We start from the raw sequence: 22,703 nt of genomic DNA, 5'->3' as shown, positions 1-22,703 counted from the left end.
TCAGTTGGACTCCTTGTTTGCTGCATCGTGCGCAACCAGCCCGGCGCCGTTGCCGTGCGTGGCTAGCAGCGCCGATTCAAGTGCCTCGGGCGGCTCGGGCTCGATCGCAGGCGGATTGCCGCGCGGCAGCGCCACGACAAAGCGCGCGCCGGTGTGGTCCGCGTTCACGCTCTCCACCCAGATGCGCCCGCCGTGCGCCTGCACGATGGCCTCGCACACGGCCAGCCCGAGGCCAACGCCCGCGGTCGCGGACTCGCGCTCGCCGCGCGTGAATTTCTGGAAGATCGAGAGCTCTTGCCCGTGCGGCACGCCCGGGCCGTCGTCCGCCACCGCGAGCCGCACCTCCGCTTCGACCACTTCGCCGGAGATGCGGATGCCGGTGCCCGGCGGCGTGTACTTGGCAGCGTTCTCCAGCAGGTTGCACAGCACCCGCTCCATCAGCACCGCATCGCACTCCACCAGCGGCAGCGCCGATAGATCCGCGACCGACACGCGGTGCCGCGACAGCGCATCGCGCATGCCGGCAAGCGCCGCGCCGACCAGCTCTTCGAGCGACTGCCACTCCTTTTGCATGCGCACGTCGCGGCTTTGCAGCCGCGCCATGTCGAGCAGGTTGACCACCATGGTGCGCATGCGCAGCGCTTGCTCGCGCATGGCATCGACGGTTTCCGACAGCGACGGCGGCAGCGGCGGCTCGGTGCGCTGCATGGTCTCGGCCATGCCGATCAGGCTGGTCAACGGTGTGCGCAGATCATGCGAGACGGCGGCCAGCAGCGAGCTGCGCAAGCGTTCCGACTCCATCGACACCAGCGCCTGCTGCGCGACCTCCACGTAATGCAGCCGCTCGATGGCGATGGCGATCAGCGTGGCGAACACGTCGATCTGGCGGCGCCGCTCGGGCCGCGCAAAGGCGCGCCACTCCTGCGGCTCCACCGCCAGCACGCCGCGCGTCTGCATCGGCGCCTTGAGCGGCAGGTAGAGCACGGTGCTGCCCGGCAGCGTATGCGTGCCGGTGCCGGCGGGCTGGCCGTGATCGAACACCCATTGCGCCAGCACGGGATCGATCGCGTCATTGCCGCGTTGCGTGGGGTTGATCACCGGCGGCATCAACCGCCCCTTGGGCGAGACGAGGAAGAACGCCGAGCGCGCGCCAAGCGCGGCTTGCAGGAAGCGGCTGCTGATATCGATGATCTGCTCGGGCATCAAGGCAGCGGACAACTCGCGCGCCAGCTCGTACAGGGTGCGCGCATCGGTCTCGCGCTCCACCGACACCTGGGCCTGCTCGCGCAGCCCGGCGGTAAGCTGGCCGATCACCAGGCCCACCGTCAGCAACACCGCGAACGTCACGAGGTACTGCACGTCGCTCACCGCGAAGGACATGCGCGGCGGCACGAAGAAAAAGTCGAAGGCCGCCACCGACAGCACCGAGGCCAGCGCGGCGGGGCCGCGGCCGTGGCGCAGCGCCACGCCGACCACGGCCGCGAGGAACAACATCGCGATATTGACCAGGTCGAACCACGGCCGCGTCAGCGCCGACAACAAGCTGGCGCCCCCGCACCATGCGACCGCCCACAGGTAGTCGATGCGGTGCGCCACCACGCTGCTGTCGTCGTTGCGCGCCGGATCCTCGCGCACGTCGGCGCGCCCGCCCGCCGGTTGCGCGCGGCCGCGCGTATCGGCGCCCATGGCGTCGGCGGCCACGCGGATCACGTCGATCTCCGGGCAGCCGAGCGCCAGCGAATCGGCAAAGCTATGGCGCCCGAACAGCCAGGCGCGCGCGCCCAGGAACGGCGACAAGCCGAGTGCCAGCAGCGCCCGGCCGCGTGCCAGGAGGCTGCCGCCGCTGCGGCGCCAGTTGCCGGGGGCCCGCCCGACCACCACCTTGGTGAGGTTGTGGCGCCGCACATAACCCGCCACCGCCTGCACGATATCGCTGCCGGCCAGCGTCTCGGTGCGCGCGCCCAGCTCTTCAGCCAGCCGCATCGCCTCCTCGATATTCGCGCGCTCGTGCTCGGCAAGCGGCGCCAGGCGCGGCGTGGCCACCGTGACCACATGCCAGTCGCAATCGAGTTGCCCGGCCAGCCGGCGCGCGCTCTTGACCACCTGCGCGGCATCATCGCCGGTGCCGATGCACGCGAGCACCGCCTCGCGCGTGCGCCATACCGGCCGGATGGATTCGGCATGGCGGTATGCGCGCACGTCGTCGTCGACGCGGTCGGCGGTGCGGCGCAGCGCGAGCTCGCGCAACGCGATCAGGTTGCCCTTGCGGAAAAAATTGGTGGCCGCGGTGCGCGCCTGCTCCGGCAGGTAGACCTTGCCGTCGCGCAGGCGCCGCAGCAATTCGTCGGCGGGCAGGTCCACCAGGATGACTTCGTCGGCGTCATCGAAGACCGTGTCGGGTACCGTCTCCCACACCCGGATGCCGGTGATGCCGCCCACCGCCTCGTTGAGGCTGTCCAGGTGCTGCACGTTGACAGTGGTCCACACATCGATGCCGGCCGAGAGCAGCTCCTCGATGTCCTGCCAGCGCTTGGGGTGGCGGCTGCCGGACGCGTTGGAGTGCGCCAGTTCGTCGACCAGGATCAGCGCCGGGCGCCGGGCCAGCGCGCCGTCCAGGTCGAACTCCTGCAGCACACGGTCGTCGAGCTTGTGATGCGGCATGGCCTTCATCGGCAGCCGCTCCAGCCCCGCGATCAGCGCCTCGGTCTCGGCGCGGCCATGGGTCTCCACCACGCCGATCACGACATCGCTGCCTTGCTCGCGCAGCGCACGCGCTGCGCTCAGCATGGCGAAAGTCTTGCCCACGCCCGCGGAGGCGCCGAAATACACCCGCAGCTTGCCGCGCGCGGCGCGCTCGCCCTCTTGCTGCATGCGTTGCAGCAAGGCATCGGGATCGGGCCGGCCGGGGGCGTCGCGCTGGGCGGTGTCAGGCATGGTGGGGGTCATTGCCCGGGAGGAGGATGGATGAAAACGATTGTGCCACGCCTGAGGTCAAACACCGGCACGAATAACGCACTTCGGGCGCGGGCCGAAGCCGCCGAACGGGCCAAAGCCGCGCGCCATGACGACGGCTGTCTCTCCCTCTCCCCTCATGGGGAGAGGGCCGGGGAGAGGGGCGGTTTGGCTAGGAGCCACTTGAAGCGAAGCCAACGGTTTCATCCGGCCCGCCCCCTCCCCCAGCCCCTCGCCCGCCATGCGGGAGAAGCGAGCAAGCCAGCCGACATGGTTTGCGCACCAACACCTCCCAGACCTGCCAAACCTCACCGCTTCTCGGCATCCAGCGCCAGGTTCAACTGGAGCACATTCACCACCGGATCCCCCATCACTGCAAGCAGCGGCTTTTCCGTGTTGGCCGCAACCAGCGCTTCTACGCGCTCCAGCGGCAAGCCGCGCAACCGGGCCACGCGTGCCGCCTGGTACTGCGCCGCGGCCGGGCTGATCTGCGGATCGAGGCCACTGCCGGAAGCCGTGACCAGATCCACCGGCACGGGCGCCTTGTTGCCGGGGTCCGCCTCGCGCAGCGCGTCGATACGGGCGCGCGCGGCATCGGTCAGGGCCGGGTTGCTCGGGCCGAGGTTGGAGCCGCCGGAAGCTGCCGCGTTGTATGGCATGGGCGCGGTGGCCGACAAGCGGCCCCAGAAGTACTTCGGATCCGAGAACGGCTGGCCGATCAGTTCCGAGCCGATGACGCGGCCGTCCTTGACGATCAGCGAGCCGGCCGCTTCATGCGGGAACACGGCGCGCGAGATGCCGGTGATCACGCCGGGGTACAGCAGGCCGGTAACGGCCGACAGCACGACGAAGATCATCAGCATGGGGCGCAGCAGGCCACCCTGGATGGGCGTGGCGGGCTGGGCGGGTTGGACTTGCGTATTCATGGATGGCTCCGTTTATGTTCAGCGCGTTCGATGCGTTCGATGCTGCGCTCAGACCCAGCCGAACAGGGTCAGGATCATGTCGATCACCTTGATGCCGACAAAGGGCACCAGGATGCCGCCGAGGCCGTACACCAGCAGGTTGCGCCGCAGCAAGATGGCCGCGCCGAGCGGCCGGTACACCACGCCGCGCAGCGCCAGCGGGATCAGCACCACGATGATCAGCGCGTTGAAGATCACCGCCGACAGGATGGCCGAGGCCGGCGTGGACAAGCCCATCACGTTGAGCTGGTTGAGCTGCGGGTACGTGGTGGCGAACGCTGCCGGGATGATGGCGAAGTACTTCGCCACATCATTGGCCACGCTGAAGGTGGTGAGCGAGCCGCGCGTCATCAGCATCTGCTTGCCGATCTCGACGATTTCGATCAGCTTGGTCGGATTGCTGTCGAGGTCGACCATGTTGCCGGCTTCTTTCGCCGCCTGCGTGCCGCTGTTCATCGCCACCGCCACGTCGGCCTGCGCCAGCGCCGGTGCGTCGTTGGTGCCGTCGCCGGTCATCGCCACCAGGCGGCCTTCGGCCTGGTAGTCGCGGATCAGCTTGAGCTTGGCTTCGGGTGTGGCTTCGGCAAGGAAGTCATCGACGCCGGCCTCCGCTGCGATCGACGCGGCGGTGAGGCGGTTGTCACCGGTGATCATCACCGTCTTGATGCCCATCTTGCGCAACTCGCCGAAACGCTCGCGAATGCCGGTCTTGACGATGTCCTTGAGTTCCACCACGCCAAGCACGCGTACGTGCTCGCCATCGGTGCTGGACTCCGCCACCACCAGCGGCGTACTGCCGGCGCGGGCCACGTCGTCCACCGCCTGCATCACGGCGTCGGGGAACTTGCCGGCGCGCTCGGTCACGTACTTGCGCACGGCATCGGCCGCACCCTTGCGCACGCTGCGCCCGCCGGCATCCACGCCGCTCATGCGGGTCTGCGCGGTGAACGGCACGAAGATCGGGCGCAGTGCGCTGATATCGGGCGTGGCGGCGCCGGCCTGCTGGCGCGCCAGCGTGACGATGCTGCGGCCTTCCGGCGTTTCATCGGCCAGCGATGACAGCCAGGCGGCTTCGGCCAGTTGCTGCGCCGACACGCCGGGCGCGGCGATAAAGCGCGAAGCCTGGCGGTTGCCGTGCGTGATGGTGCCGGTCTTGTCGAGCAGCAGCACATCCACGTCGCCAGCGGCTTCCACCGCGCGGCCCGAGGTGGCAATCACGTTGGCTTCCATCATGCGGCTCATGCCGGCCACGCCGATGGCCGACAGCAGGCCGCCGATGGTGGTCGGGATCAGGCACACCAGCAGCGCGATCAGTACGGTGATGGTGACGGGCATGCCGGCCTTGGCGACGAACACGCTGTACACCGAGAACGGCTGCAGCGTGGCAGTGGCCAGCAGCAGCACGATGGTCAGGCCCACCAGCAGGATGGTCAGCGCCAGTTCGTTCGGCGTCTTCTGGCGCTTGGCGCCTTCCACCATGGTGATCATGCGGTCGATGAAGCTCTCGCCCGGATTGGTGGTGATGCGCACCACGATCCAGTCGGACAGCACGCGCGTGCCGCCGGTGACCGAGGAAAAGTCGCCGCCGGATTCGCGGATCACGGGAGCCGATTCGCCGGTGATGGCGCTCTCGTCCACCGAGGCCACGCCTTCGATCACGTCCCCGTCGCCGGGCACCATGTCACCGGCCTCGACCAGCACCACGTCGCCACGGCGCAGCGCGGCGGCGCCCCGCGCCTCGGTGGCGCCGGCGGCGCGGTAATCGCGCCGGCCTTCCTTGACCAGCTTGGCGGTGACAGTGGTCTTGAGCCCGCGCAGCGCTTCGGCTTGCTGCTTGCTGCGGCCCTCGGCCAGCGCTTCGGCAAAGTTCGCAAACAGCACGGTGAACCACAGCCACACCGACACGGCCAGGATAAACCCGGCGCTCTCGCCACCCGCCGTGGCGGGCGAGAACAGCGCGCGGAAGAACAGGATCGTGGTCAGGATGCTGCCCGCATAGACCACGAACATCACCGGGTTGCGCAACTGATCGCGCGGCGAAAGCTTCTTCACCGAATCGAGCAGCGCTGGCTTGACGAGTTCGGGCGCGAACATGCCGCCGCGCGGGCGATGATGGCCGCCGCTCTTTTGCGCGGCCAGGGCCGGCGTGACCACGCTGGTGGCCGGGGTAGTGTTTGCCGGTGCCACGCCGGCGTTCTTGCTGCGCGTCACCATGGATTCTTGTTGCATGCGTTTCTCCATTACTTGCTAGCCGCCGAGACCACCGGCGCCTGCAACTGCTCCGCCACCGGGCCCAGCGCCAGCGCCGGGATATAGGTGAGCGCGCCCACCATCAGCACCGAGCCGACCAGCAGCACCACGAACAGCGGGCCGTGCGTGGGCATGGTGCCGCCCGTCACCGGCAGCCTGCGCTTGGCCGCCAGCGAGCCCGCCATGGCCAGGATCGGCACGATGATCCAGAAGCGGCCGAACCACATCGCCGCGGCCAGCGCCACGTTGTAGAAGGGCGTGTTGGCAGACAAGCCGCCGAAGGCGCTGCCGTTGTTGTTGGCAGCCGACGAGAACGCATAGAGGATTTCCGAGAAGCCGTGCGTGCCTGGGTTGAACACACCGGCGCGGCCCGGCTCCACCATCACCGCCACTGCCGTGCCCAGGAGCACCAGCAGGGGCGTGACGAGGATCGCCACTGCGGTCATCTTCATCTCATAGGTCTCGATCTTCTTGCCCAGGTACTCCGGCGTGCGGCCGATCATCAGGCCCGCGATGAACACGGCGAGCACCGCATACACCAGCATGCCGTACAGGCCCGAGCCCACGCCGCCGAACACCACTTCGCCAAGCTGCATCAGCAGCATCGGCACCAGCCCGCCGATGGCGGTGAAGGAGTCGTGCATGGCGTTGACCGCGCCGCACGACGCCGCCGTGGTGATGGTGGCGAACAGCGCGGTGGCGGCGATGCCGAAGCGCGTTTCCTTGCCTTCCATATTGCCGCCCGCCTGCAGCGCGCTGGCCGCATGGTCGATCGGCAAACCCGCCAGCGCGGCGTTGGCCTGCTGCTCGGAGGCTGCGGCAACGCATGCCATCACGATGAAGATCACCGCCATCGACGCCAGGATCGCCACGCCCTGGCGGCGGTCCTTGACCATCTCGCCGAAGGTGAAGCACAGCGCCGCCGGGATCAGGAAGATGGCCAGCATCTCGATCAGGTTGGCAAGCTCGGTCGGGTTCTCGAACGGATGCGCCGAATTGGCGTTGAAGAAGCCGCCGCCGTTGGTGCCGAGCATCTTGATGGCTTCCTGCGAAGCCACCGGGCCCATTGCCAGCGTCTGCTTGTCGGTCTTCATGGCCTCCATCACCGGCGCGCCCTTGGCGTCGAGCACGGGCTGGCCGGCTGCGTCCACCTTGGGCTGGCTGTATTCGACCGGCGTGACCAGGCTGACTTCCTTGTAGCTGTCGAAATTCTGGATCACGCCCTGGCTGACCAGCGCCAGCGCGATCGCCGCGGAAATCGGCACCAGCACGTAGAGCGTGCAGCGCGTCATGTCGACCCAGAAGTTGCCGATGGTGACCGCGCTCTGGCGCGCAAAGCCGCGGATCAGCGCGAACACCACTGCGATGCCGGTGGCCGCCGAGAAGAAGTTCTGCACCGTGAGCGCCAGCATCTGCGTGAGATAGCTCATGGTGGATTCGCCCGCATAGCCCTGCCAGTTGGTATTGGCGACGAAGCTCACGGCGGTGTTGAAGGCCGAGTCCGGCGACACCGCGCCGAAGCCTTGCGGGTTAAGCGGCAGCCAGGCCTGCATGCGCTGCAGCGCATAGACCGCCACCACGCCCAGCATGTTGAAGGCGATGACCGCGATGGCGTATTGCTTCCAGCCCATCTCGGCATTGGCGCGCACGCCCGCCACGCGGTACAGCACGCGCTCAAGCGGGCGGCCCCAGGCCGTGGCGAGGTAGCGGTCGTCTTCCATCGCGCGGCGGATATAACGCCCCACGAAGGGCGCGAGCGCCAGCAGGATGGCTAGGTAGAGGACCAGTAGTCCCAGGAATTCGGTGGACATCAGAATTTCTCCGGCCGGAACAGGGCGATCAGGAGGTAGATAAAGACAGCAACGGCGAGCACGCCGCCCAGCAGGTCAGCCCAGTCCATCACAGCCTCCTGTCGGTGGCGCTGTCCTTGCGGCGCGCGTCGGCGGCTTCTGCGCCCGGCCCCTCGGCCGCTCCCGGCGGTTTGCCTGCGAGCGCGGCGCACAAGAGCAGCAGTGCGCCAGTCAGCGCACCAAACAGCAACAAACCAATGAAATAGATCCCGTCCATGGCAACACACCGTGAGTGATTCACAGATGGCAGATTAGGGATCGAGTGGTAAAAACGGGATAGAGAGGGGGGGCGGGGGTGTAAAGAAGATATAAAAATCGCGTAAAAACGGTGCGAGAGCCCGTAGCGGCGCCCATCCCGCTTGCCGGGCATCGGCGCCAGCCAAGAAAAAGCCCCGCAGGCTGTTGGCCTTGCGGGGCTATGCAGGTCGCCGAAGCCGGCTGTGGCGCCGGCCGCGTCAGGAGCGCCTGATCCGTTACGTCAGTTGCATGGTCGGTTGTACGGTTAGTTGTATGGTTAGTTGTAGGTAAAGACCGCCGACTTGTTGCTGTTATCCAGCATGCGGTACCCGAACAGCAGCCCGCGGTTGGTGGTGGCCGTGAAGGCCGGCACCGCCGCGTTGACCACGATCGAGGTCGCGCCCCTGGGTGCCGACGTGGAGGTGCTCCAGGTACCGTTGTTGTCGACCGTGGCGGCAACGCTGCCGATCTGCTGGGCGGAGACATTCTGCACCCAGTCCGCCGTCAGCGACGTCTGCGCACCGGCCAGGCTGGCGTTGGACGGGTCCAGTGCGGCCAGCGATTTGCTGCCCAGCGTGTTCCACGGCAGGTTCACCCCTTGGGTGGCCGGCACGAGGTCGCTCAGCAGGGTCTTGTTGTAGCTGTAGGTCGGCGTGGTGTTGGTGCCATGGAACAGCTCGATGCGGTACTTCGCACCCTTGACCACCTTGGAGGCATCCGCGTTGTCCGCCGCTTGCGCCCATACCAGGCTGGCAGGATTGCCCGCCAGGGTGCTGGCCGCGCTACCGCTGAGGCCCGCGGTCCGCGAGAACCAGAAATTCGGGCAGTTGTACGACGGCGAGGGCGGGCTGAACTCGTTGCCGCACTGGGCGGTGACGGGCACCGTGCCGGTCTTGTTGCTCACGTCCATATAGGTCTGGCCCACCTCGGCCGGGACCGGCGCGATATAGACGATGCCATTGCTCGGCAAGCCGGGCCCGGTCACGCGCGCATAGCTCAGGGGCGCGTTGTTGACGACGCTGCCCGGGCCCTTGGCGTTGATCATGAACTGGATGCCGCTCTGGAAGTGGCTGTAGTTGTTGTTGCTCTTGTTGAAGCCCGGGTTCATCTGCTCAACGCGCCGGATCTGGAGCTTGAGCGTGACGTCGACCGGCTGCTGGTTGCCGACCAGCCACCAGCTCGACGGATGCGCGCTGGTGGCGCCGCCCGCGATATCGCGTGCCGTCGTGATGATGTTGCCAGGGTTGCCGCTGGCGTCCAGGTACCGGATGTTGAAGATGGCTTCGTCACGCCCCGAGGCCGTCGAGGCGGCGGGATAGAACGCCATGATTTCCGGCACGCTGAACTGCGCGCCCGTCATGGTGTCGCTGGTCAGGATGCCGTAGAGCAATTGCCCGAAGTAAAAACCGTTGTGCAGGAAATCGACACCGGCCGCGTTGCTGATGTCGGCAGCGATGTTCTGGCATGCGGACGCCACCCCATCGACTTCCGGGCCGCCCTGCGACGCGCTCAGGCTGGTATTGGAGGACGTCACGCGCTGCGCGACGGGCAGCGCGAAGCAGGCTGAGAGCCCCTTGGCGACCGCCTGCGCTGCCTGCGGCAGGGCCGCAACGGCGACTGCCGGCGCGGCGAGCGTGCCGCCCGTGCTGGTGGCGGTGGCGATGGCCACGGGCGTCGGGTTGTCGACGGTGGCCAGCGCCAGCTTGCCGGTGGCCGGATCCGTGACCACCTTGACGATATCGAGCACCTGGTCGGCGGTATTGCCCACGCCGGCGGCCGTGGCGGCGGTGATGGCGGTCGAGAACGGATCGTAATTGGCGGGCGCGCCGATGGCGGCGAGCACGCTGGCGAGCTGCGCGACCACGTTGGCGGTGACTTTTTGCAAGGCGGCGGCGTCCACCGTCTTGCCACTGACGAGAGTCAGCGGATTGCCGTCGGCGGCGAGTTGCGCCACGATGGCCGTGGTCAGCGGCGTGGCGTTGATGGTCAGCTTGGCGCCGGCAGCCGGCGTGACGGTGCTCACGCTGACCAGCGGGGCCGTGTTGCCCGTGGGGTCCGTGACGACCACGAAGAACGGCGCCACCTCGCCCGTCTTCAGGGTGCAGGTGTAGCTGCCCAGGGCGCTGGTGGTGATCGCGGCTTCCTGGCAGGGCGATGCACCCGCGCTATCGGTAATGGCCACATTGGCGTTGGCCAGCGCCGCGCCGGTGGCGGCCGTGCCGGTCACCGCAGCTGCGGCCAGGACCGGCTTGTCGGCGGCGGAGCCGCTGCTTGTGCTATCGCTGCCGCCGCCACCGCAGGCGGCCAGCGCCAGCAGTGCCGCGCCGCTCAGCGCGACCCCGAATGTCTGAAGTTGAAGCTTCATTGGATTTTCCCCCTGAGAATGGATTCCGGTGTTTCTTCTGCTTTTCGTTTTTTGCCAGCGCCGTGCCGGCAACTTGATTTACGGCAGGACCCTGTTATTCGTTAGCCGGCCGATGGCAGCGGTCTCGCGTCCCCCGGCAGGGCAAGACTAAGCAGCCGGCAAGCAGGTGGGAATCCCATAAACATGGCATGGCGCCCCGCCCCGGACTGCGCAGGGAGGAATGGCGGGGAAAAACGGGGGCGCCGTGGGGGCGGCAGGCGTGGCAACCGGGTTGCCACGCCGCGCGGCTCAGATCCAGCCGGACTTATGCAGCTTGCGCCAGAGCCCGCCGCAGGCGAGCGCGGTCACCCCGATCACGGTCGGATACGCATAGTGGAATTTCAGCTCCGGCATGAAGTTGAAGTTCATGCCGTACAAGCTGAACACCACGGTGGGAATCGCCAGGATGGCGCCCCAGCCGGCCAGGCGCTTGACCACTTCATTCTGGCCCACAGTGACCAGTGCCAGGTTCACCTGCACCGCGGTGGTCAGCATCTCGCGCACCACGTCCAGGGTGCGCACCAGGCGGCTGGCGTGGTCCTCGATGTCGCGGAAGTACGCGCGCAGCTCCTTGGGCACCAGGTCCTCGTGCAACCGGATCAGTTGTCCGCAGATCTCCTCGATCGGGTAGACCGCATTGCGCAGGCGCAGCACCTGGCGCTTGATGTGATACAGGTGCTCGATCGCGGCACGGTCAAATTCGTCGCGGAAGATGCCTTGCTCGAGCTGCTCGAAGCCATCCTCGAGCCGGGTGACGATGGGCATGTAGTGGTCGACCACGAAATCCATCAGCGCGTAGAGCACGTAGCCCGGGCCGTTGGCCAGCGCGCGCGCGTCGCTCTCGCAGCGCTCGCGCACCGGCGCGTAGCTGCTGCTCACGCCGTGACGGACCGACACCACATAGTTGGGGCCGACGAACAGGTGGGTCTCGCCCACCACCACTTCGTCGTCCACCAGTTGTGCGGTGTTCAGCACGATGAAGATGGAGTCGCCGTAGGTCTCCAGCTTGGGGCGCTGGTGGGCATCAAGGGCATCCTCCACCGCCAGGTCGTGCAGGCCAAACTCCTGCTGCACCTTGCGCAGCAGCGGCAGGTCCGGTTCGTGCAAGCCCAGCCAGACGAAGGTGCCCGGGACCGAGATTGCGTCGCTGATCTGGTCCAGGGCGACATCTCCCACGCGCTTGCCGCTGCGGTAGGCCACACTATTGACGATCGCGCCCATGACTGCTCCGTTGTTCAGATGGCGCAATCGTAACAAGGGCGCCATCAACGCGCCGCATCCGGCACTGGTCTCGGGTCATCCGGCATTTGTTACAGTTCTGCACCCAGACGAAGTTAGAATGTCCCATTTCCACGGTCACCGACTATGTCCCAGAAGAAATCGCCACGCTTCGAGCTGCGCAGTGGCAATGTCGACGCCCTCCTCCTCGCTCTCAAGACCACCGACATCGCAGCGCTGCGTGACGATCTCCTGTCCCGCTTCGAATCGACCCCCGATTTCTTCTCCAACGATGTGGTGGCCCTGGACCTGCGCCGGCTGGAAAGCGACGACCAGGTAGCCCTGGACACGGTGATCGAGACCCTGGCCCTGCTCAAGGCCCGCGCTATCGGCGTGGTGGCCCGCGAGGCGCAGCGGGGCTGGGCCGAGTCGTTTGGCCTGCCGCTGCTCGACAGCCAGAGCCGGCGCGGCGGCCGGGACGAAACCCCGCCGGCCGAGCCGGCAGGCCCCTCCCCGGCTGAAGCCCTGGCCGACGCCCAGGCTGCGGCCCAGGCCGAGGCAAAGGCTGCGGCCGCCGAAGTGGAAGCCGCCGCCGCGGCCGCCATTGCCGAAGCCGCGTCGCGCAGCGTGCCCACCATGCTGATCGACAAGCCGCTGCGCTCCGGCCAGCAGATCTACGCCGCCGGCGACGTGGTGATCCTCGACCTGGTCAGCTACGGCGCCGAGGTCATCGCCGAAGGCAACATCCATATTTATGCCCCGCTGCGCGGCCGCGCGCTGGCGGGGGTCAAGGGCTACGCGCAGGCGCGCATCTTCTGCACCTGCCTGGAGCCCGAACTGCTCTCCATCGCCGGCATCTACCGCACCGCCGAACTGCCGCTGCCCGCCGATGTGCTGGGCAAATCGGCCCAGGTGCGGCTGTCGGGGGAGAAACTGATTCTCGAACCGCTCCGGATGAAGTAACACCCGCCGCAGAGCCCAAACCACAGCAGCGCAAGCTTCAACCATTACTGGATCCAAGAGCCATGGCAAAAATCATCGTTGTGACCTCCGGCAAGGGAGGCGTAGGCAAGACCACCACCAGCGCCAGCTTTTCCGCCGGCCTGGCCCTGCGTGGCCACAAGACTGCCGTGATCGACTTCGACGTCGGCCTGCGCAACCTCGACCTGATCATGGGTTGCGAGCGTCGCGTGGTGTACGACCTGGTCAACGTGGTACAGGGCGAAGCCAACCTGAACCAGGCGCTGATCAAGGACAAGAAGTGCGAAAACCTGTTCATCCTGCCGGCCTCGCAGACGCGCGATAAAGACGCGCTCACCAAGGAGGGCGTGGAGAAGGTCATCAATGGCCTGGTCGACATGGGCTTCGAGTACATCGTCTGCGACTCGCCCGCGGGCATCGAGTCCGGCGCCCTGCTGGCCATGTACTTCGCCGACGAGGCGCTGGTCGTGACCAACCCCGAGGTGTCCTCGGTGCGCGACTCGGACCGCATCCTGGGCATCCTGTCATCCAAGACCAAGCGCGCGGCCGAAGGCGGCGACCCGATCAAGGAACACCTGCTGATCACGCGCTACAACCCGAAGCGCGTGCACGGCGGCGAAATGCTGTCGCTCACCGACATCCAGGAAATCCTGCGCATCAAGCTGATCGGCGTGGTGCCGGAATCCGAAGCCGTGCTGCACGCATCCAACCAGGGCACGCCGGCCATCCACCTGGAAGGCTCCGACGTGGCCGACGCCTATGGCGACCTGGTGGACCGCTTCCTCGGCAAGGACAAGCCGATGCGTTTCACCGACTACCAGAAGCCGGGGCTGCTTTCGCGCATCTTCGGCAACAAGTAAGGGGGGTCTACCATCATGTCGATTCTGTCCTTCCTGCTCGGCGAGAAGAAGAAGTCCGCTTCGGTTGCCAAGGAGCGGCTGCAGATCATCCTCGCCCATGAACGCACCGGCCATTCCGCGCCGGCCGATTACCTTCCCGCCTTGCAGCGCGAGCTGGTCGCGGTGATTTCCAAATACGTAAAGATCAGTGACCAGGATCTGCGCGTGAGCCTGGAACGCCAGGACAATCTCGAGGTGCTCGAGGTCAAGATCGAGATCCCACAGGGATAACCCTGAGCCGGGCCAGCACGCCCCGGCCCGCGCTTCAAGCGGCGGCGCTTCACCGTGAAACGCCCGCCTGGCCTGCCTCGGTGGCCGGAGCGCGCTCGCGCTGCCGGCACCATCCCCCACACCGTGGGGTGCGCGAGTAACGCTGGATTCATCTCGCGATGCACCATTATGTAAATTTGTCGCGGCGTCGCAACGTTTTTGCACCAATTGCCAGCTTAGAGGCTGCCAACGGCGTGCATTAGTGTCTAAATCTTTTCTGTTTTGTTAAATTTTCGCGGGCGTTTACACGAAACGTAAACTCGTCAGTCATCGCGATCCGACCGCTGACACTACAGAATAGAAAAGGAGCCACATGAAGAAATCAGCCCTGACCCTCGCACTTGGTACGCTGCTGGCCGGCAGCGCCTACGCACAAACGTCCGTGACCCTGTACGGTATCGTTGATCAGAGCATTCGCTACAGCAATAACTCGAATGGCAACAACGATAGCCTGTATCAGCTGACCAACGGCGCCATCACCAACAGCCGCTGGGGCATCAAGGGCAGCGAAGCCTTGGGCAACAACCTGAAGGCGATCTTCCAACTGGAAAACGGCTTCGATCCGGATACCGGCAAGGCCAACCAAGTTAGCGCAGCCAATCCGGGCGGCCGTCTCTTCGGCCGTCAGGCTTATGTGGGCCTGGCCGGCGACTTCGGCACCATCAAGCTGGGCCGCCAGTACACCGAAGGCTTTAACTTCTTCGGCGATTACGATCCGCTGACCATCGGCAACTACACCGCGAACGCCTGGCCGTTCTTCCTGACGAACTTCCGCAATGACAACGTAGTCAGCTACGGCGGCAAGTTCGGCGGTCTGGACGTAGGCGCCAGCTACGGCTTTGGCGAGAAGGCTGGTTCCATCACCTCGTCGCAATACTGGGGCACCCGCGCTGCGTACACCGTTGGCCCGTTCGGCTTTGGTGGCGTGTACCAAGAGGTCCGCGACGCCAACGGTAACAAGCAGCAAATGTGGGGCGCGGCAGGTAAGTACAGCATTGGCCCGGCCAAGATCTTCCTGGGTTACGTGGGTGGCAAGGACCGCACCGGTAACGTCGATGCCAGCCTGAATGGTGACGCCCTGGCCGCTGGCACCGCCAACGCAGTACCGGCGGGCAACTTCACGTCGAACCCGCGCAAGGACGCCATCGGTTACCTGGGCGTGACCTACCAGGCAACCCCGGCACTGGCTCTGACCGGCGTGTTCTACGGCGACCACGTCCAGAACGCGAACGGCGTTTCTAACAACCAAGGCAACCGTTACACCGGCGTACTGCTGGCCGAGTACTCGCTGTCCAAGCGTACCCAGGTCTACGGCACCGTGGACTACAACAAGCTGACCGGCGGCACGAAGACCGAACTGCCGGGCAAGAACAACCAGACCGGTGCGGCAGTCGGTATTCGCCACATTTTCTGATTGTCCTTGTCGGCATGCCCCGCGCTCGCGCGGGGTAACGTCTGACTGCAAGAAAGCACCTTCGGGTGCTTTTTTTGTTTTTCAGGGCATTTTTCAGAGCGACATGGGCAAGTGCAGATGCCAGGTGATCCTGCCATCGGCTTCAGTTCCGGCTTCGGCTTCGGCATCTGCGGCGCGATCCGCATCGAGCGCGCCGCCATGGCGCGACAGCACGCGACGGCAAAACTGCATCGCCGGCGTCCGGGCACGCGCGGCCCGCCACGCAACGTCATCAGCACCGGCATCAGGCACGAAGGCGATCGAAATCCGGCAGAGGCGGCCGTCGAGCCGCTGGCACACCCGCGGCGGCGTGCTCCCGGCTGCGGACATCATGGCCAGCGCCATCAGCACGCGCAGGGCTTCGGCCAGCATGGCGGCATCGCCTCGTATCCAGGCCTTGCTGCCAGCCAGGTCGAGTTCGGGCGCGGGCCCGGCATGCAGGCAGAGCGCGTCGGCGGACTCGCGCAGCAGCGCCGTCAGCTCCAGTATCTCCATGCGGTAGCCGTGGGCAAGCTCGCGCAACAACCGCGCGATGTCGTCGGTAAGCCGCAGCGACGCCTGCGCATAGCCTGCTGTCTGCGCCACGAATGCCGCGTGCGCGCATGCGGACGGCACGTCCTGGTGCAATTGCACCAGCGCCAGGATGGCACTCTGCGGCGAGCGCAAATCGTGCGACAACGCCCGCATGGCGGTTTGCCAGGATGCCAGCGCCGCGCTGTCGCAGGACGGCGCATCGACGGCGCCGCCGGCAGGTAGCATGGCGCGGATGGCGGCCATGCCCGCGGGCCTGTCTTGCCCGCCCTCTTCCATGCCCGCCCCCATCCTGTGGGCGAGACGCTCCAGGCAACGCGCGACAGCACGCAGGCCCGCGACCCAGCGCAGGATTTCACAACGCAGCCACGCCGTCATGGCGCCGCGCCGGTGAGTTCGAGACGGTAGCCATGCGTGTAGACCGGCAGCAGCCGCAGCCCGTGCTCCGGGTGCAGGGCAAGCTTGCTGCGCACGCGCGACATATGCGTATCGATGGTGCGCGAGAGCGGCGAGATCTCGCGTCCCCAGACCGCCGCCACGATATGGTCGCGCGACACGATGCGGCCTTCGTTGCGAAACAGCAGCACGGCCAGGTCGAACTCCTTGGGCGTCAGCCTGAGCGGCTGGGCGCGATGGGCCACCGTGCGCGCGGCGCAGTCGATGACATAGTCGGCCAGCGCCACCTGCGCGCCGCCGCTGCCCGGGTCCGGATAGGCGCGGCGCAGCAGCGAACGGATGCGCGCCAGCAGTTCGCCGCGACGCACCGGCTTGAGCATGTAGTCGTCGGCGCCGGTGGCGAAGCCATCGACGATGTCTTCTTCCTCCACGCGGCAGGTCAGGAACATCGCGGGCACGCGCCGGTCCAGGTTGGCGCGCACCCAGGTCAGCACCTCCTTGCCGGAAAGATCCGGCATCTGCCAGTCGAGCAGCAGCAGGTCGAAGTTCTCCTCGCGCAGTTGCCGCAGCAGGTCGCGGCTGCGCGTAAAGGTGGTGCAGGCATGCCCGGCCTCGCCGAGAATCTGCCGGATCAGGGCCGCCTCTGCGGGTTCATCTTCCAGTGATGCGATCTTCATACCCATGCAATTTGGCCGGAAAGGCTTGGACGCCTGCCGGTCTCGCGGTAATTGGCGCCGCCGGCGCCAGGGAGTGACCCGACGATGCGGGGCTATCCGTCATTAGAAGCCGCGAGAGAAGTCTTTCGGATGAGAAATTTCGCAATCTGCGGCGGCAGCCTCTATTAACGATCCACCACGCGGACCGCGACGTTAAGATGCCCTGGCAATACCGCGCACGAGGAGAAAGTTCATGCGAGTCGCAGTACTGGAGGACAACCCGGCGCGAGCCGTCCTGCTAGAGCAGACGCTCAGGCTCAGCGGCCATGAGGCGGTGCGCTTTCGCGAAGGGGGTGCGCTGATGCAGGCGCTGCGCAACGAGCCCTACGCGCTGCTGCTGATGGCCTGGGAGGTTCCCGGCATCCCGGCGCGCGACGTCCTGCTGTGGATACGCCGTACCCTCGGCGATGCGTTGCCGGTGATGCTGCTGAGCCAGCACAACGACGACGACCATATCGCCCGGTGCTTCGCCCATGGCGCGGATGCCTTCCTGCCGCCGCCGGTACGCCACGCCGAGCTGGCCGCGCGCGTCGATGCGCTGCTGCGGCGCATGGCGCCGGTAGCGCAGGCCTGCGGCGACCTTGAGCTGGGTGCTTACCGCTTTGTGCTGGCCGAGCGGCGCGCCTTCGTCAACGGCCGCCTGGTCAAGCTGGCGCCCAAGGAGTACGAGCTGGCGGTCTTGCTGTTTCGCCATGCCGGCCAGTTGCTGCTGCGCCAGACCATCGAGGAATCGGTCTGGCGCCGCAGCATGCCGCCGGCATCGCGCACGGTGGACAGCCACCTGTCGCGCGTGCGCACCAAGCTGGCGCTGGAGCCGCGCAATGGCGTGCGCCTGTCGGCGGTGTATGCCACCGGCTGCCGGCTGGACCTGATCGAGCAGCCATGACGCGGCTGCCCAGCCCGTCAGTCCGCCTTGATGCCCGCTTCCTTCACGATGCGGGCGTTGTCGTCGTATTCCGCATGGATGGCCTTGGCGAATTGCGCGGCGGTGCCGCCGGTGGGGACTTCGCCGCCCTTGAGCAGGCGCTCGCGCACCTCAGGCTCTTGCAGGGCCTTGTTCAGTTCGGCATTCAGCCTGGTGATGATAGCCACGGGCGTGCGCGCGGGCGCGAAGATACCGAAGGTGGAGGTGAGGTTGGCCTTGGGGTAGCCCAGCTCGGCAAAGGTCGGCACATTGGGCAGCGACTCGATGCGCTTGGGTGCGCCCACCGCCAGCGCGCGCAGCCGGCCGGCCTGCATGTGCTGGGTCAGCATGGGGCTGGCGTTGGTGCTCATCACCTCGAACTGGCCGCCGAGGGCGTCGTTCATCTGTTGGCCCGCGCCCTTGTAAGGGATCAGGGTCAGGTCGGCCTTGGCCTTCGACTTGACCTGTTCCAGCATGACATGGCCCACCGTGCCCAGGCCCGACGTGGCCCAGCGCACCGAGCCCGGCTTGGCCTTGGCTTGCGCCAACAGGTCCTGGAACGACTTGCCGCCAAAGCTCGACGTGGCGATCACCAGCACCGGCGAATACATCACGCTCATGACCGGCGCGATGTCGCGCTGCGGATCGTAGTTGACGCGGCCCACGTGCGGGTTGAGCGTGAGCGGGCTGGTCGAGGCAAAGCCCAGCGTGTAGCCGTCCGGCGCGGCCTTGGCCACGGCGTCGATGCCGATGCTGCCACCCGCGCCCGCCTTGTTTTCCACCACCACCGAGGCACCCATCTGGGCCGACAGGCGCTCGCCGAGCGCGCGCGCCACGGTATCGCTGATGCCGCCGGTGGGATAGGCCACGATCAGCCGGATCGGGCGCGCGGGATACGCACCAGCGGCGCTGGCAGCGTCAGCGGCATTGGCGAGCGGGCTCGTCAGGGCGGCGGCAAACACGGAGGCAGCAGCCAGCAGGGGAATTCGGTGGGAAGCGGACATGGCGGGGGACGACGAGGACAACGGTTGGAAGACGGAACAACGGAACGACGGAACTGGCCGTGCTGGCGCCGCCGGGCGGCCCGGAACCGGGCGCTGGACCGTCAGCACGCAGGCAGGAAACAGGCGCTATTTTATCCGATCGGCGCCGCGGCCCAGCGCGCGGTCCGGCACCCACGAGACAAAGAGCTCGTTGGCGCGGTCATAGAGCCGCCAAACGGTGCCGCACTCGCGGCACGTGAACGTGAGCATGCTGAACGGCACGCCGGCGGCGCTCTGGCTGACCAGCGGCGCGGTGTGCTTGAGCACAAGCCGCTCATGCGGCTCGCGCCGGCGGGAATCCGCCGCTAGCGCCAGACAGTGATCGCAAGCGGGCCGGGATGAGGTGGGGGAAGGTACGGCGGACGTCATGCCCGCCATGATGCCGCAAAAACGGCGCGCCATTCACCCTGGTCGTTCACCTTTGCTTCGCCCTTGCGTTCACCCTTGCCGCGGCGCCAACGGCGCATGGGCCTTATCTGAAGCCCCGGAGCCTCCGGCAGCGGCCTGCGCCGCCTTCGGCGCGCGCTGCCCGAGCCACACGCTGGCCAGCACCAGCAGCGCGCCGGCCATCTGCGCCGGGCTCAGGCTCTGGCCGAGCACCAGGAATCCCAGCACGGTGGCGCTAACGGGGCTGAGCAGGCCCAGCGCGGACACCGCCGCGGTCGGCAAGCGGCCAATGCCACGGAACCAGAGCGCATAGCTCACGCCGGCGCCGGCCACGCACAGCCACAGGTAGCCGAGCACGTTGGGCACCGTCAGCCGCGCCGGCAGCGTCTCGAAGGCCAGCGCGAAGGGCAGCAGGAACAAGGCGCCCGCGGTGAGCTGCCACGCGGTGAGCACCAGCGGCGAGACCGGTGCCCGCCAGCGTTTGGCGAGCACCGTGCCCAGCGCCATCGACACCGCGCCGGCCGCCGCGGCCGCCACGCCCACGCCATCCAGCCGCGCGGCGGGTCCCAGCACCAGCAAGGCCACGCCGCCGATGCCCCCCAGCCCGGCCAGCCACGTAGCCGGACGCGGCCGCGCGCCCAGCAGCAGCCACGCCAGCACCACCACCAACAACGGCTGGATCGCGCCCACGGTGGCCGCCACGCCGCCCGGCAGCCGGTAGGCGGCGATAAACAACATGGCCTGGAACAAACCAATATTGAGCACGCCCAGCACCGCCGCCTTCCACCACCAGCCGCCGCGCGGCAGTTGCCGGCCCCACGCCAGCATCGCCAGGCCGGCCGGCAGCGCGCGGATCACGCCCGACAGCAGCGGCTGTCCCGGCGGCAGCCATTGGCTGGTGACCAGGTAGGTGCTGCCCCAGATCAGGGGCGCCAAAGCGGTCAGCAGGACATCTGCCGTGCGTACCTGAACCTGCGGGACAGGCGTGGAAGACGGCGAGGATGGGCGCGCTGCGGGCAGCGCTGGCGAGACGGGTTGGGGCGCGGGCTGCGGGTCGAGTTTCATGTTGTCACGGCTCCATTTTTCTTCACAACAATATTCTTGATATCAAGATATAAAATCCACTTTACGAACTGAAAGCCTTGATGTCAAGATTCTCGTCATCCAAGATCAACAGCAGCCCACCATGGCCACCCGCGGCAAACCCAAGGCAAGCAGCGCGACGGCGCCCTCCCCGAAAGCCGGCAACGACGAGGCACCCCAAGACGGGAGCGATCGCGTCGACCATATCCTGGCCCAGTGGGCGCGCGAGCGCCCGGACATGGACGCAGCGCCGATGGGCATCATTGGCCGGGTCTGGCGCCTGGCGCGCCACACCGACCGCGCGGTGGAGTCCGCGCTGGCACCGACCGGCCTGAATACCTGGGAGTTCGACGTGCTGGCCACGCTGCGCCGCTCCGGCCCGCCTTATGCGCTGTCGCCGGGCGCGCTGATCGATTCGCTGATGATCACCTCGGGCACCATGACCAACCGGATCGACCATCTGGAACGCGCCGGGCTGGTGCGCCGCAGCCCCAACCCGGATGACCGGCGCGGGCTGCTGATCGAGCTGACCCAGCCGGGCCGGGTGCGCATCGACCACGCGCTGGAAGTGCACGTGGCCAATGAGCATCGTTTGCTGGAGCGGCTCTCGGCCGCGGAGCGCCAGCAGCTGGCAAGCCTGTTGCGGCGCTGGCTGCAGGGCTTCGAGGCAGCCGGCGAATGACGCGGCAGGCGAGGCGCGTCGCAGCAACGCATGCGCCTCGCCTGGCACGAACCCTGCAATCCGTCCTGCCTTTTCTCTGTTTCCCCCCACTGCGTTTTTCCTCACTGCATCACGGAGCCCCCACATGCGCTTGAACCTTAGCCCGCGCGCCAGCGCGCTTGCCCACCGCCGCCGTGCGTCCTTGAAAGCGGCGGCCGCGCTCGCCGCCCTGCTCTGCGCCGCTGCCGCGCAAGCGGCGCCGGTGGAGCCCGCCTACCAGCTGTCCCAGCAAGAAAAGCCAGCGCTGATCGCCACCCTCAAGGACCTGGTCTCGATCGAGTCCGGCAGCAAGGACATCGAAGGGCTGGACCGCATCGCCACGCTGATCCGCGACCGCCTGGCCGCGATGGGCGGCGACGCGCAGCTGATCGAGCCCACCGAGGTCTACCGCATGGAAGACACGCCCAAGCAAGTGGGCAAGATGGTGATGGCGCAGTTCAAGGGCACGGGCAAGCGCAACATCATGCTGATCGGCCATATGGATACGGTCTACCTGCGCGGCATGCTGGCGCAGCAGCCGTTTCGCATCGACGGCGAGCGCGCCTACGGCCTGGGCATCGCCGACGACAAGAACGGCGTGGCCGTGATCCTGCATACGGTGGCCATCCTGCAGAAAATGGGCTTCAAGGACTACGGCACGCTGACCGTGCTGATCAACGGCGACGAGGAAATCAGCTCGCCGGGCGCGCGCGCCATGCTGACCAAGATGGGCAGCCAGCAAGACGCGGTGTTCTCCTGCGAAGCCACGCGTGTGACCGGCGACCGCCTGTCGCTGGCCACCAGCGGCATCGGCGCCATCTCGCTGACCGTGCACGGCAAGGCCTCGCACGCCGGCAGCTCGCCCGAGAACGGCCGCAACGCGCTGTATGAACTATCGCACCAGATCCTGCAGATGCGCGACCTGTCCAACCACGAGACCGGGCTCAAGGTGAACTGGACGATCTCCTCGGCCGGCACCAACCGCAACGTGATCCCGGCCACCGCCACGGCCCAGGCCGACGTGCGCGTGCTGCGCACCGCCGACTACGACAACCTGGAGCGCACGCTGCAGGAACGCGTGAAGAAGCAGCTGATTCCCGATACCAAGGTCGAGGTCAAATTCGAACGTCGCCGGCCGCCGCTGGAAGTCACCGACGCCGCGCGCAAGCTGGCCGCGCACGCGCAAGGCGTGTATGCGGAGATCGGCGAGAAGCTCGCCGTGTACGACACCGCCGAAGGCGGCGGCACCGATGCGGCCTTTGCCGCGGCAGCCACCAAGGCGCCCGTGATCGAGCGCTTCGGCCTGCGCGGCTTTGGCGCGCACTCCAACGATGCGGAATACGTCGACCTCAACTCGGTCACACCGCGCCTGTACCTGCTTACGCGCATGATCATGGACGTGTCGCAGGACAAGACCGGCCGCTGATCGGCACGCCCAGCCTGTCGCGCGTGCCGGCCTGATGC

20 protein-coding genes are annotated in these 22,703 nt (G+C 67.1%); 7 read left to right on the top strand and 13 right to left on the bottom strand.

The genetic code is table 11. The annotated features are described in order from the left end of the window. From AC1RQC_RS03325 to AC1RQC_RS03290, 8 genes are all read right to left on the bottom strand, one after another. Entirely contained in the window at positions 1-2,934 is a 2,934-nt protein-coding gene (locus tag AC1RQC_RS03325) for a DUF4118 domain-containing protein (RefSeq protein ID WP_492376267.1), read from the bottom strand. Between the two features lie 326 nt (positions 2,935-3,260). Beyond that, on the bottom strand, positions 3,261-3,878 hold the full coding sequence (gene kdpC / locus AC1RQC_RS03320; protein ID WP_492831517.1) for a potassium-transporting ATPase subunit KdpC: 618 nt from the start codon (positions 3,876-3,878) through the stop codon (positions 3,261-3,263). 48 nt (positions 3,879-3,926) lie between these two features. Next, a complete protein-coding gene (gene kdpB / locus AC1RQC_RS03315; protein WP_492882493.1) occupies positions 3,927-6,011 on the bottom strand; it encodes a potassium-transporting ATPase subunit KdpB in 2,085 nt (694 codons plus the stop codon). 146 nt (positions 6,012-6,157) lie between these two features. Then, positions 6,158-7,978, bottom strand: a complete 1,821-nt coding sequence (gene kdpA, locus AC1RQC_RS03310) for a potassium-transporting ATPase subunit KdpA (RefSeq protein WP_492882453.1) — start codon at positions 7,976-7,978, stop codon at positions 6,158-6,160. Continuing rightward, on the bottom strand, positions 7,978-8,067 hold the full coding sequence (gene kdpF, locus AC1RQC_RS03305; protein ID WP_006164365.1) for a K(+)-transporting ATPase subunit F: 90 nt from the start codon (positions 8,065-8,067) through the stop codon (positions 7,978-7,980). Before kdpF ends, kdpA begins: the two co-directional genes overlap by 1 nt. Then, positions 8,067-8,234: a hypothetical protein gene (locus AC1RQC_RS03300; protein WP_170301836.1), complete on the bottom strand. Its 168-nt coding sequence runs from the start codon at positions 8,232-8,234 to the stop codon at positions 8,067-8,069. Before AC1RQC_RS03300 ends, kdpF begins: the two co-directional genes overlap by 1 nt. Positions 8,235-8,531: 297 nt before the next feature. Further along, on the bottom strand, positions 8,532-10,619 hold the full coding sequence (locus AC1RQC_RS03295; RefSeq protein WP_492882452.1) for a hypothetical protein: 2,088 nt from the start codon (positions 10,617-10,619) through the stop codon (positions 8,532-8,534). 288 nt (positions 10,620-10,907) lie between these two features. Then, the gene (locus AC1RQC_RS03290; protein WP_492376215.1) at positions 10,908-11,879 is read right to left on the bottom strand and encodes a magnesium and cobalt transport protein CorA; all 972 of its coding nucleotides are present in this window, start codon (positions 11,877-11,879) and stop codon (positions 10,908-10,910) included. 144 nt (positions 11,880-12,023) lie between these two features. On the opposite strand from AC1RQC_RS03290, the gene minC reads away from it, so the two are divergent. From minC to AC1RQC_RS03270, 4 genes are all read left to right on the top strand, one after another. After that, positions 12,024-12,839 carry a septum site-determining protein MinC gene (gene minC, locus AC1RQC_RS03285; RefSeq protein WP_492376214.1) on the top strand — a complete coding sequence of 272 codons (816 nt, stop codon included), beginning with the start codon at positions 12,024-12,026 and terminating at the stop codon, positions 12,837-12,839. A 62-nt stretch (positions 12,840-12,901) separates the two neighbouring features. Beyond that, positions 12,902-13,717 carry a septum site-determining protein MinD gene (gene minD / locus AC1RQC_RS03280; protein WP_043342744.1) on the top strand — a complete coding sequence of 272 codons (816 nt, stop codon included), beginning with the start codon at positions 12,902-12,904 and terminating at the stop codon, positions 13,715-13,717. Between the two features lie 15 nt (positions 13,718-13,732). Beyond that, positions 13,733-13,987: a cell division topological specificity factor MinE gene (minE, locus tag AC1RQC_RS03275; protein ID WP_006164360.1), complete on the top strand. Its 255-nt coding sequence runs from the start codon at positions 13,733-13,735 to the stop codon at positions 13,985-13,987. A 352-nt stretch (positions 13,988-14,339) separates the two neighbouring features. Continuing rightward, a complete protein-coding gene (locus tag AC1RQC_RS03270; protein ID WP_492882451.1) occupies positions 14,340-15,440 on the top strand; it encodes a porin in 1,101 nt (366 codons plus the stop codon). 93 nt (positions 15,441-15,533) lie between these two features. Here the strand turns inward: AC1RQC_RS03270 and AC1RQC_RS03265 are convergent, their stop codons facing one another. Together AC1RQC_RS03265 and AC1RQC_RS03260 are read right to left on the bottom strand one after the other, a co-directional pair. After that, complete coding sequence (locus tag AC1RQC_RS03265; RefSeq protein ID WP_492882450.1) at positions 15,534-16,388, bottom strand: histidine kinase; 855 nt, start codon at positions 16,386-16,388, stop codon at positions 15,534-15,536. After that, on the bottom strand, positions 16,385-17,083 hold the full coding sequence (locus AC1RQC_RS03260) for a response regulator transcription factor (protein WP_492376211.1): 699 nt from the start codon (positions 17,081-17,083) through the stop codon (positions 16,385-16,387). The genes AC1RQC_RS03265 and AC1RQC_RS03260 overlap by 4 nt, the downstream gene beginning before the upstream one ends. A gap of 232 nt (positions 17,084-17,315) precedes the next feature. Here AC1RQC_RS03260 and AC1RQC_RS03255 point away from each other — a divergent pair, with 232 nt between their 5' ends. Beyond that, positions 17,316-18,008: a response regulator transcription factor gene (locus AC1RQC_RS03255; protein ID WP_492376210.1), complete on the top strand. Its 693-nt coding sequence runs from the start codon at positions 17,316-17,318 to the stop codon at positions 18,006-18,008. 17 nt (positions 18,009-18,025) lie between these two features. Here AC1RQC_RS03255 and AC1RQC_RS03250 read toward each other — a convergent pair whose 3' ends face one another. The 3 genes from AC1RQC_RS03250 to AC1RQC_RS03240 form a co-directional block, all read right to left on the bottom strand. Next, entirely contained in the window at positions 18,026-19,030 is a 1,005-nt protein-coding gene (locus AC1RQC_RS03250; RefSeq protein WP_492882449.1) for a Bug family tripartite tricarboxylate transporter substrate binding protein, read from the bottom strand. A 126-nt stretch (positions 19,031-19,156) separates the two neighbouring features. Then, the gene (locus tag AC1RQC_RS03245; protein WP_150985467.1) at positions 19,157-19,447 is read right to left on the bottom strand and encodes a hypothetical protein; all 291 of its coding nucleotides are present in this window, start codon (positions 19,445-19,447) and stop codon (positions 19,157-19,159) included. Between the two features lie 60 nt (positions 19,448-19,507). Further along, positions 19,508-20,521, bottom strand: a complete 1,014-nt coding sequence (locus AC1RQC_RS03240) for an EamA family transporter (RefSeq protein ID WP_492882448.1) — start codon at positions 20,519-20,521, stop codon at positions 19,508-19,510. Positions 20,522-20,642: 121 nt separating this feature from the next. Between AC1RQC_RS03240 and AC1RQC_RS03235 the strand changes: the two genes are divergently transcribed. Together AC1RQC_RS03235 and AC1RQC_RS03230 are read left to right on the top strand one after the other, a co-directional pair. Then, positions 20,643-21,221 carry a MarR family winged helix-turn-helix transcriptional regulator gene (locus tag AC1RQC_RS03235; protein ID WP_492882447.1) on the top strand — a complete coding sequence of 193 codons (579 nt, stop codon included), beginning with the start codon at positions 20,643-20,645 and terminating at the stop codon, positions 21,219-21,221. A gap of 124 nt (positions 21,222-21,345) precedes the next feature. Continuing rightward, positions 21,346-22,665: a M20/M25/M40 family metallo-hydrolase gene (locus AC1RQC_RS03230; RefSeq protein ID WP_492376206.1), complete on the top strand. Its 1,320-nt coding sequence runs from the start codon at positions 21,346-21,348 to the stop codon at positions 22,663-22,665. The last annotated feature ends 38 nt before the right edge of the window (positions 22,666-22,703 follow it).

It is taken from the genome of Cupriavidus sp. GW822-FHT03E04 (genome assembly GCF_058801495.1).
This window is presented reverse-complemented; position numbering and strand designations above follow the sequence as displayed.

Excerpts from the sequence above, each read along its gene's own strand:
- AC1RQC_RS03325 (WP_492376267.1), bottom strand. The coding sequence starts at position 2,934 with ATGCCTGACACCGCCCAGCGCGACGCCCCCGGCCGGCCCGATCCCGAT.
- kdpC (WP_492831517.1), bottom strand. The coding sequence starts at position 3,878 with ATGAATACGCAAGTCCAACCCGCCCAGCCCGCCACGCCCATCCAGGGT.
- kdpB (WP_492882493.1), bottom strand. The coding sequence starts at position 6,011 with ATGTTCGCGCCCGAACTCGTCAAGCCAGCGCTGCTCGATTCGGTGAAG.
- kdpA (WP_492882453.1), bottom strand. The coding sequence starts at position 7,978 with ATGTCCACCGAATTCCTGGGACTACTGGTCCTCTACCTAGCCATCCTG.
- kdpF (WP_006164365.1), bottom strand. The coding sequence starts at position 8,067 with ATGGACTGGGCTGACCTGCTGGGCGGCGTGCTCGCCGTTGCTGTCTTT.
- AC1RQC_RS03300 (WP_170301836.1), bottom strand. The coding sequence starts at position 8,234 with ATGGACGGGATCTATTTCATTGGTTTGTTGCTGTTTGGTGCGCTGACT.
- AC1RQC_RS03295 (WP_492882452.1), bottom strand. The coding sequence starts at position 10,619 with ATGAAGCTTCAACTTCAGACATTCGGGGTCGCGCTGAGCGGCGCGGCA.
- AC1RQC_RS03290 (WP_492376215.1), bottom strand. The coding sequence starts at position 11,879 with ATGGGCGCGATCGTCAATAGTGTGGCCTACCGCAGCGGCAAGCGCGTG.
- minC (WP_492376214.1), top strand. The coding sequence starts at position 12,024 with ATGTCCCAGAAGAAATCGCCACGCTTCGAGCTGCGCAGTGGCAATGTC.
- minD (WP_043342744.1), top strand. The coding sequence starts at position 12,902 with ATGGCAAAAATCATCGTTGTGACCTCCGGCAAGGGAGGCGTAGGCAAG.
- minE (WP_006164360.1), top strand. The coding sequence starts at position 13,733 with ATGTCGATTCTGTCCTTCCTGCTCGGCGAGAAGAAGAAGTCCGCTTCG.
- AC1RQC_RS03270 (WP_492882451.1), top strand. The coding sequence starts at position 14,340 with ATGAAGAAATCAGCCCTGACCCTCGCACTTGGTACGCTGCTGGCCGGC.
- AC1RQC_RS03265 (WP_492882450.1), bottom strand. The coding sequence starts at position 16,388 with ATGACGGCGTGGCTGCGTTGTGAAATCCTGCGCTGGGTCGCGGGCCTG.
- AC1RQC_RS03260 (WP_492376211.1), bottom strand. The coding sequence starts at position 17,083 with ATGAAGATCGCATCACTGGAAGATGAACCCGCAGAGGCGGCCCTGATC.
- AC1RQC_RS03255 (WP_492376210.1), top strand. The coding sequence starts at position 17,316 with ATGCGAGTCGCAGTACTGGAGGACAACCCGGCGCGAGCCGTCCTGCTA.
- AC1RQC_RS03250 (WP_492882449.1), bottom strand. The coding sequence starts at position 19,030 with ATGTCCGCTTCCCACCGAATTCCCCTGCTGGCTGCTGCCTCCGTGTTT.
- AC1RQC_RS03245 (WP_150985467.1), bottom strand. The coding sequence starts at position 19,447 with ATGGCGGGCATGACGTCCGCCGTACCTTCCCCCACCTCATCCCGGCCC.
- AC1RQC_RS03240 (WP_492882448.1), bottom strand. The coding sequence starts at position 20,521 with ATGAAACTCGACCCGCAGCCCGCGCCCCAACCCGTCTCGCCAGCGCTG.
- AC1RQC_RS03235 (WP_492882447.1), top strand. The coding sequence starts at position 20,643 with ATGGCCACCCGCGGCAAACCCAAGGCAAGCAGCGCGACGGCGCCCTCC.
- AC1RQC_RS03230 (WP_492376206.1), top strand. The coding sequence starts at position 21,346 with ATGCGCTTGAACCTTAGCCCGCGCGCCAGCGCGCTTGCCCACCGCCGC.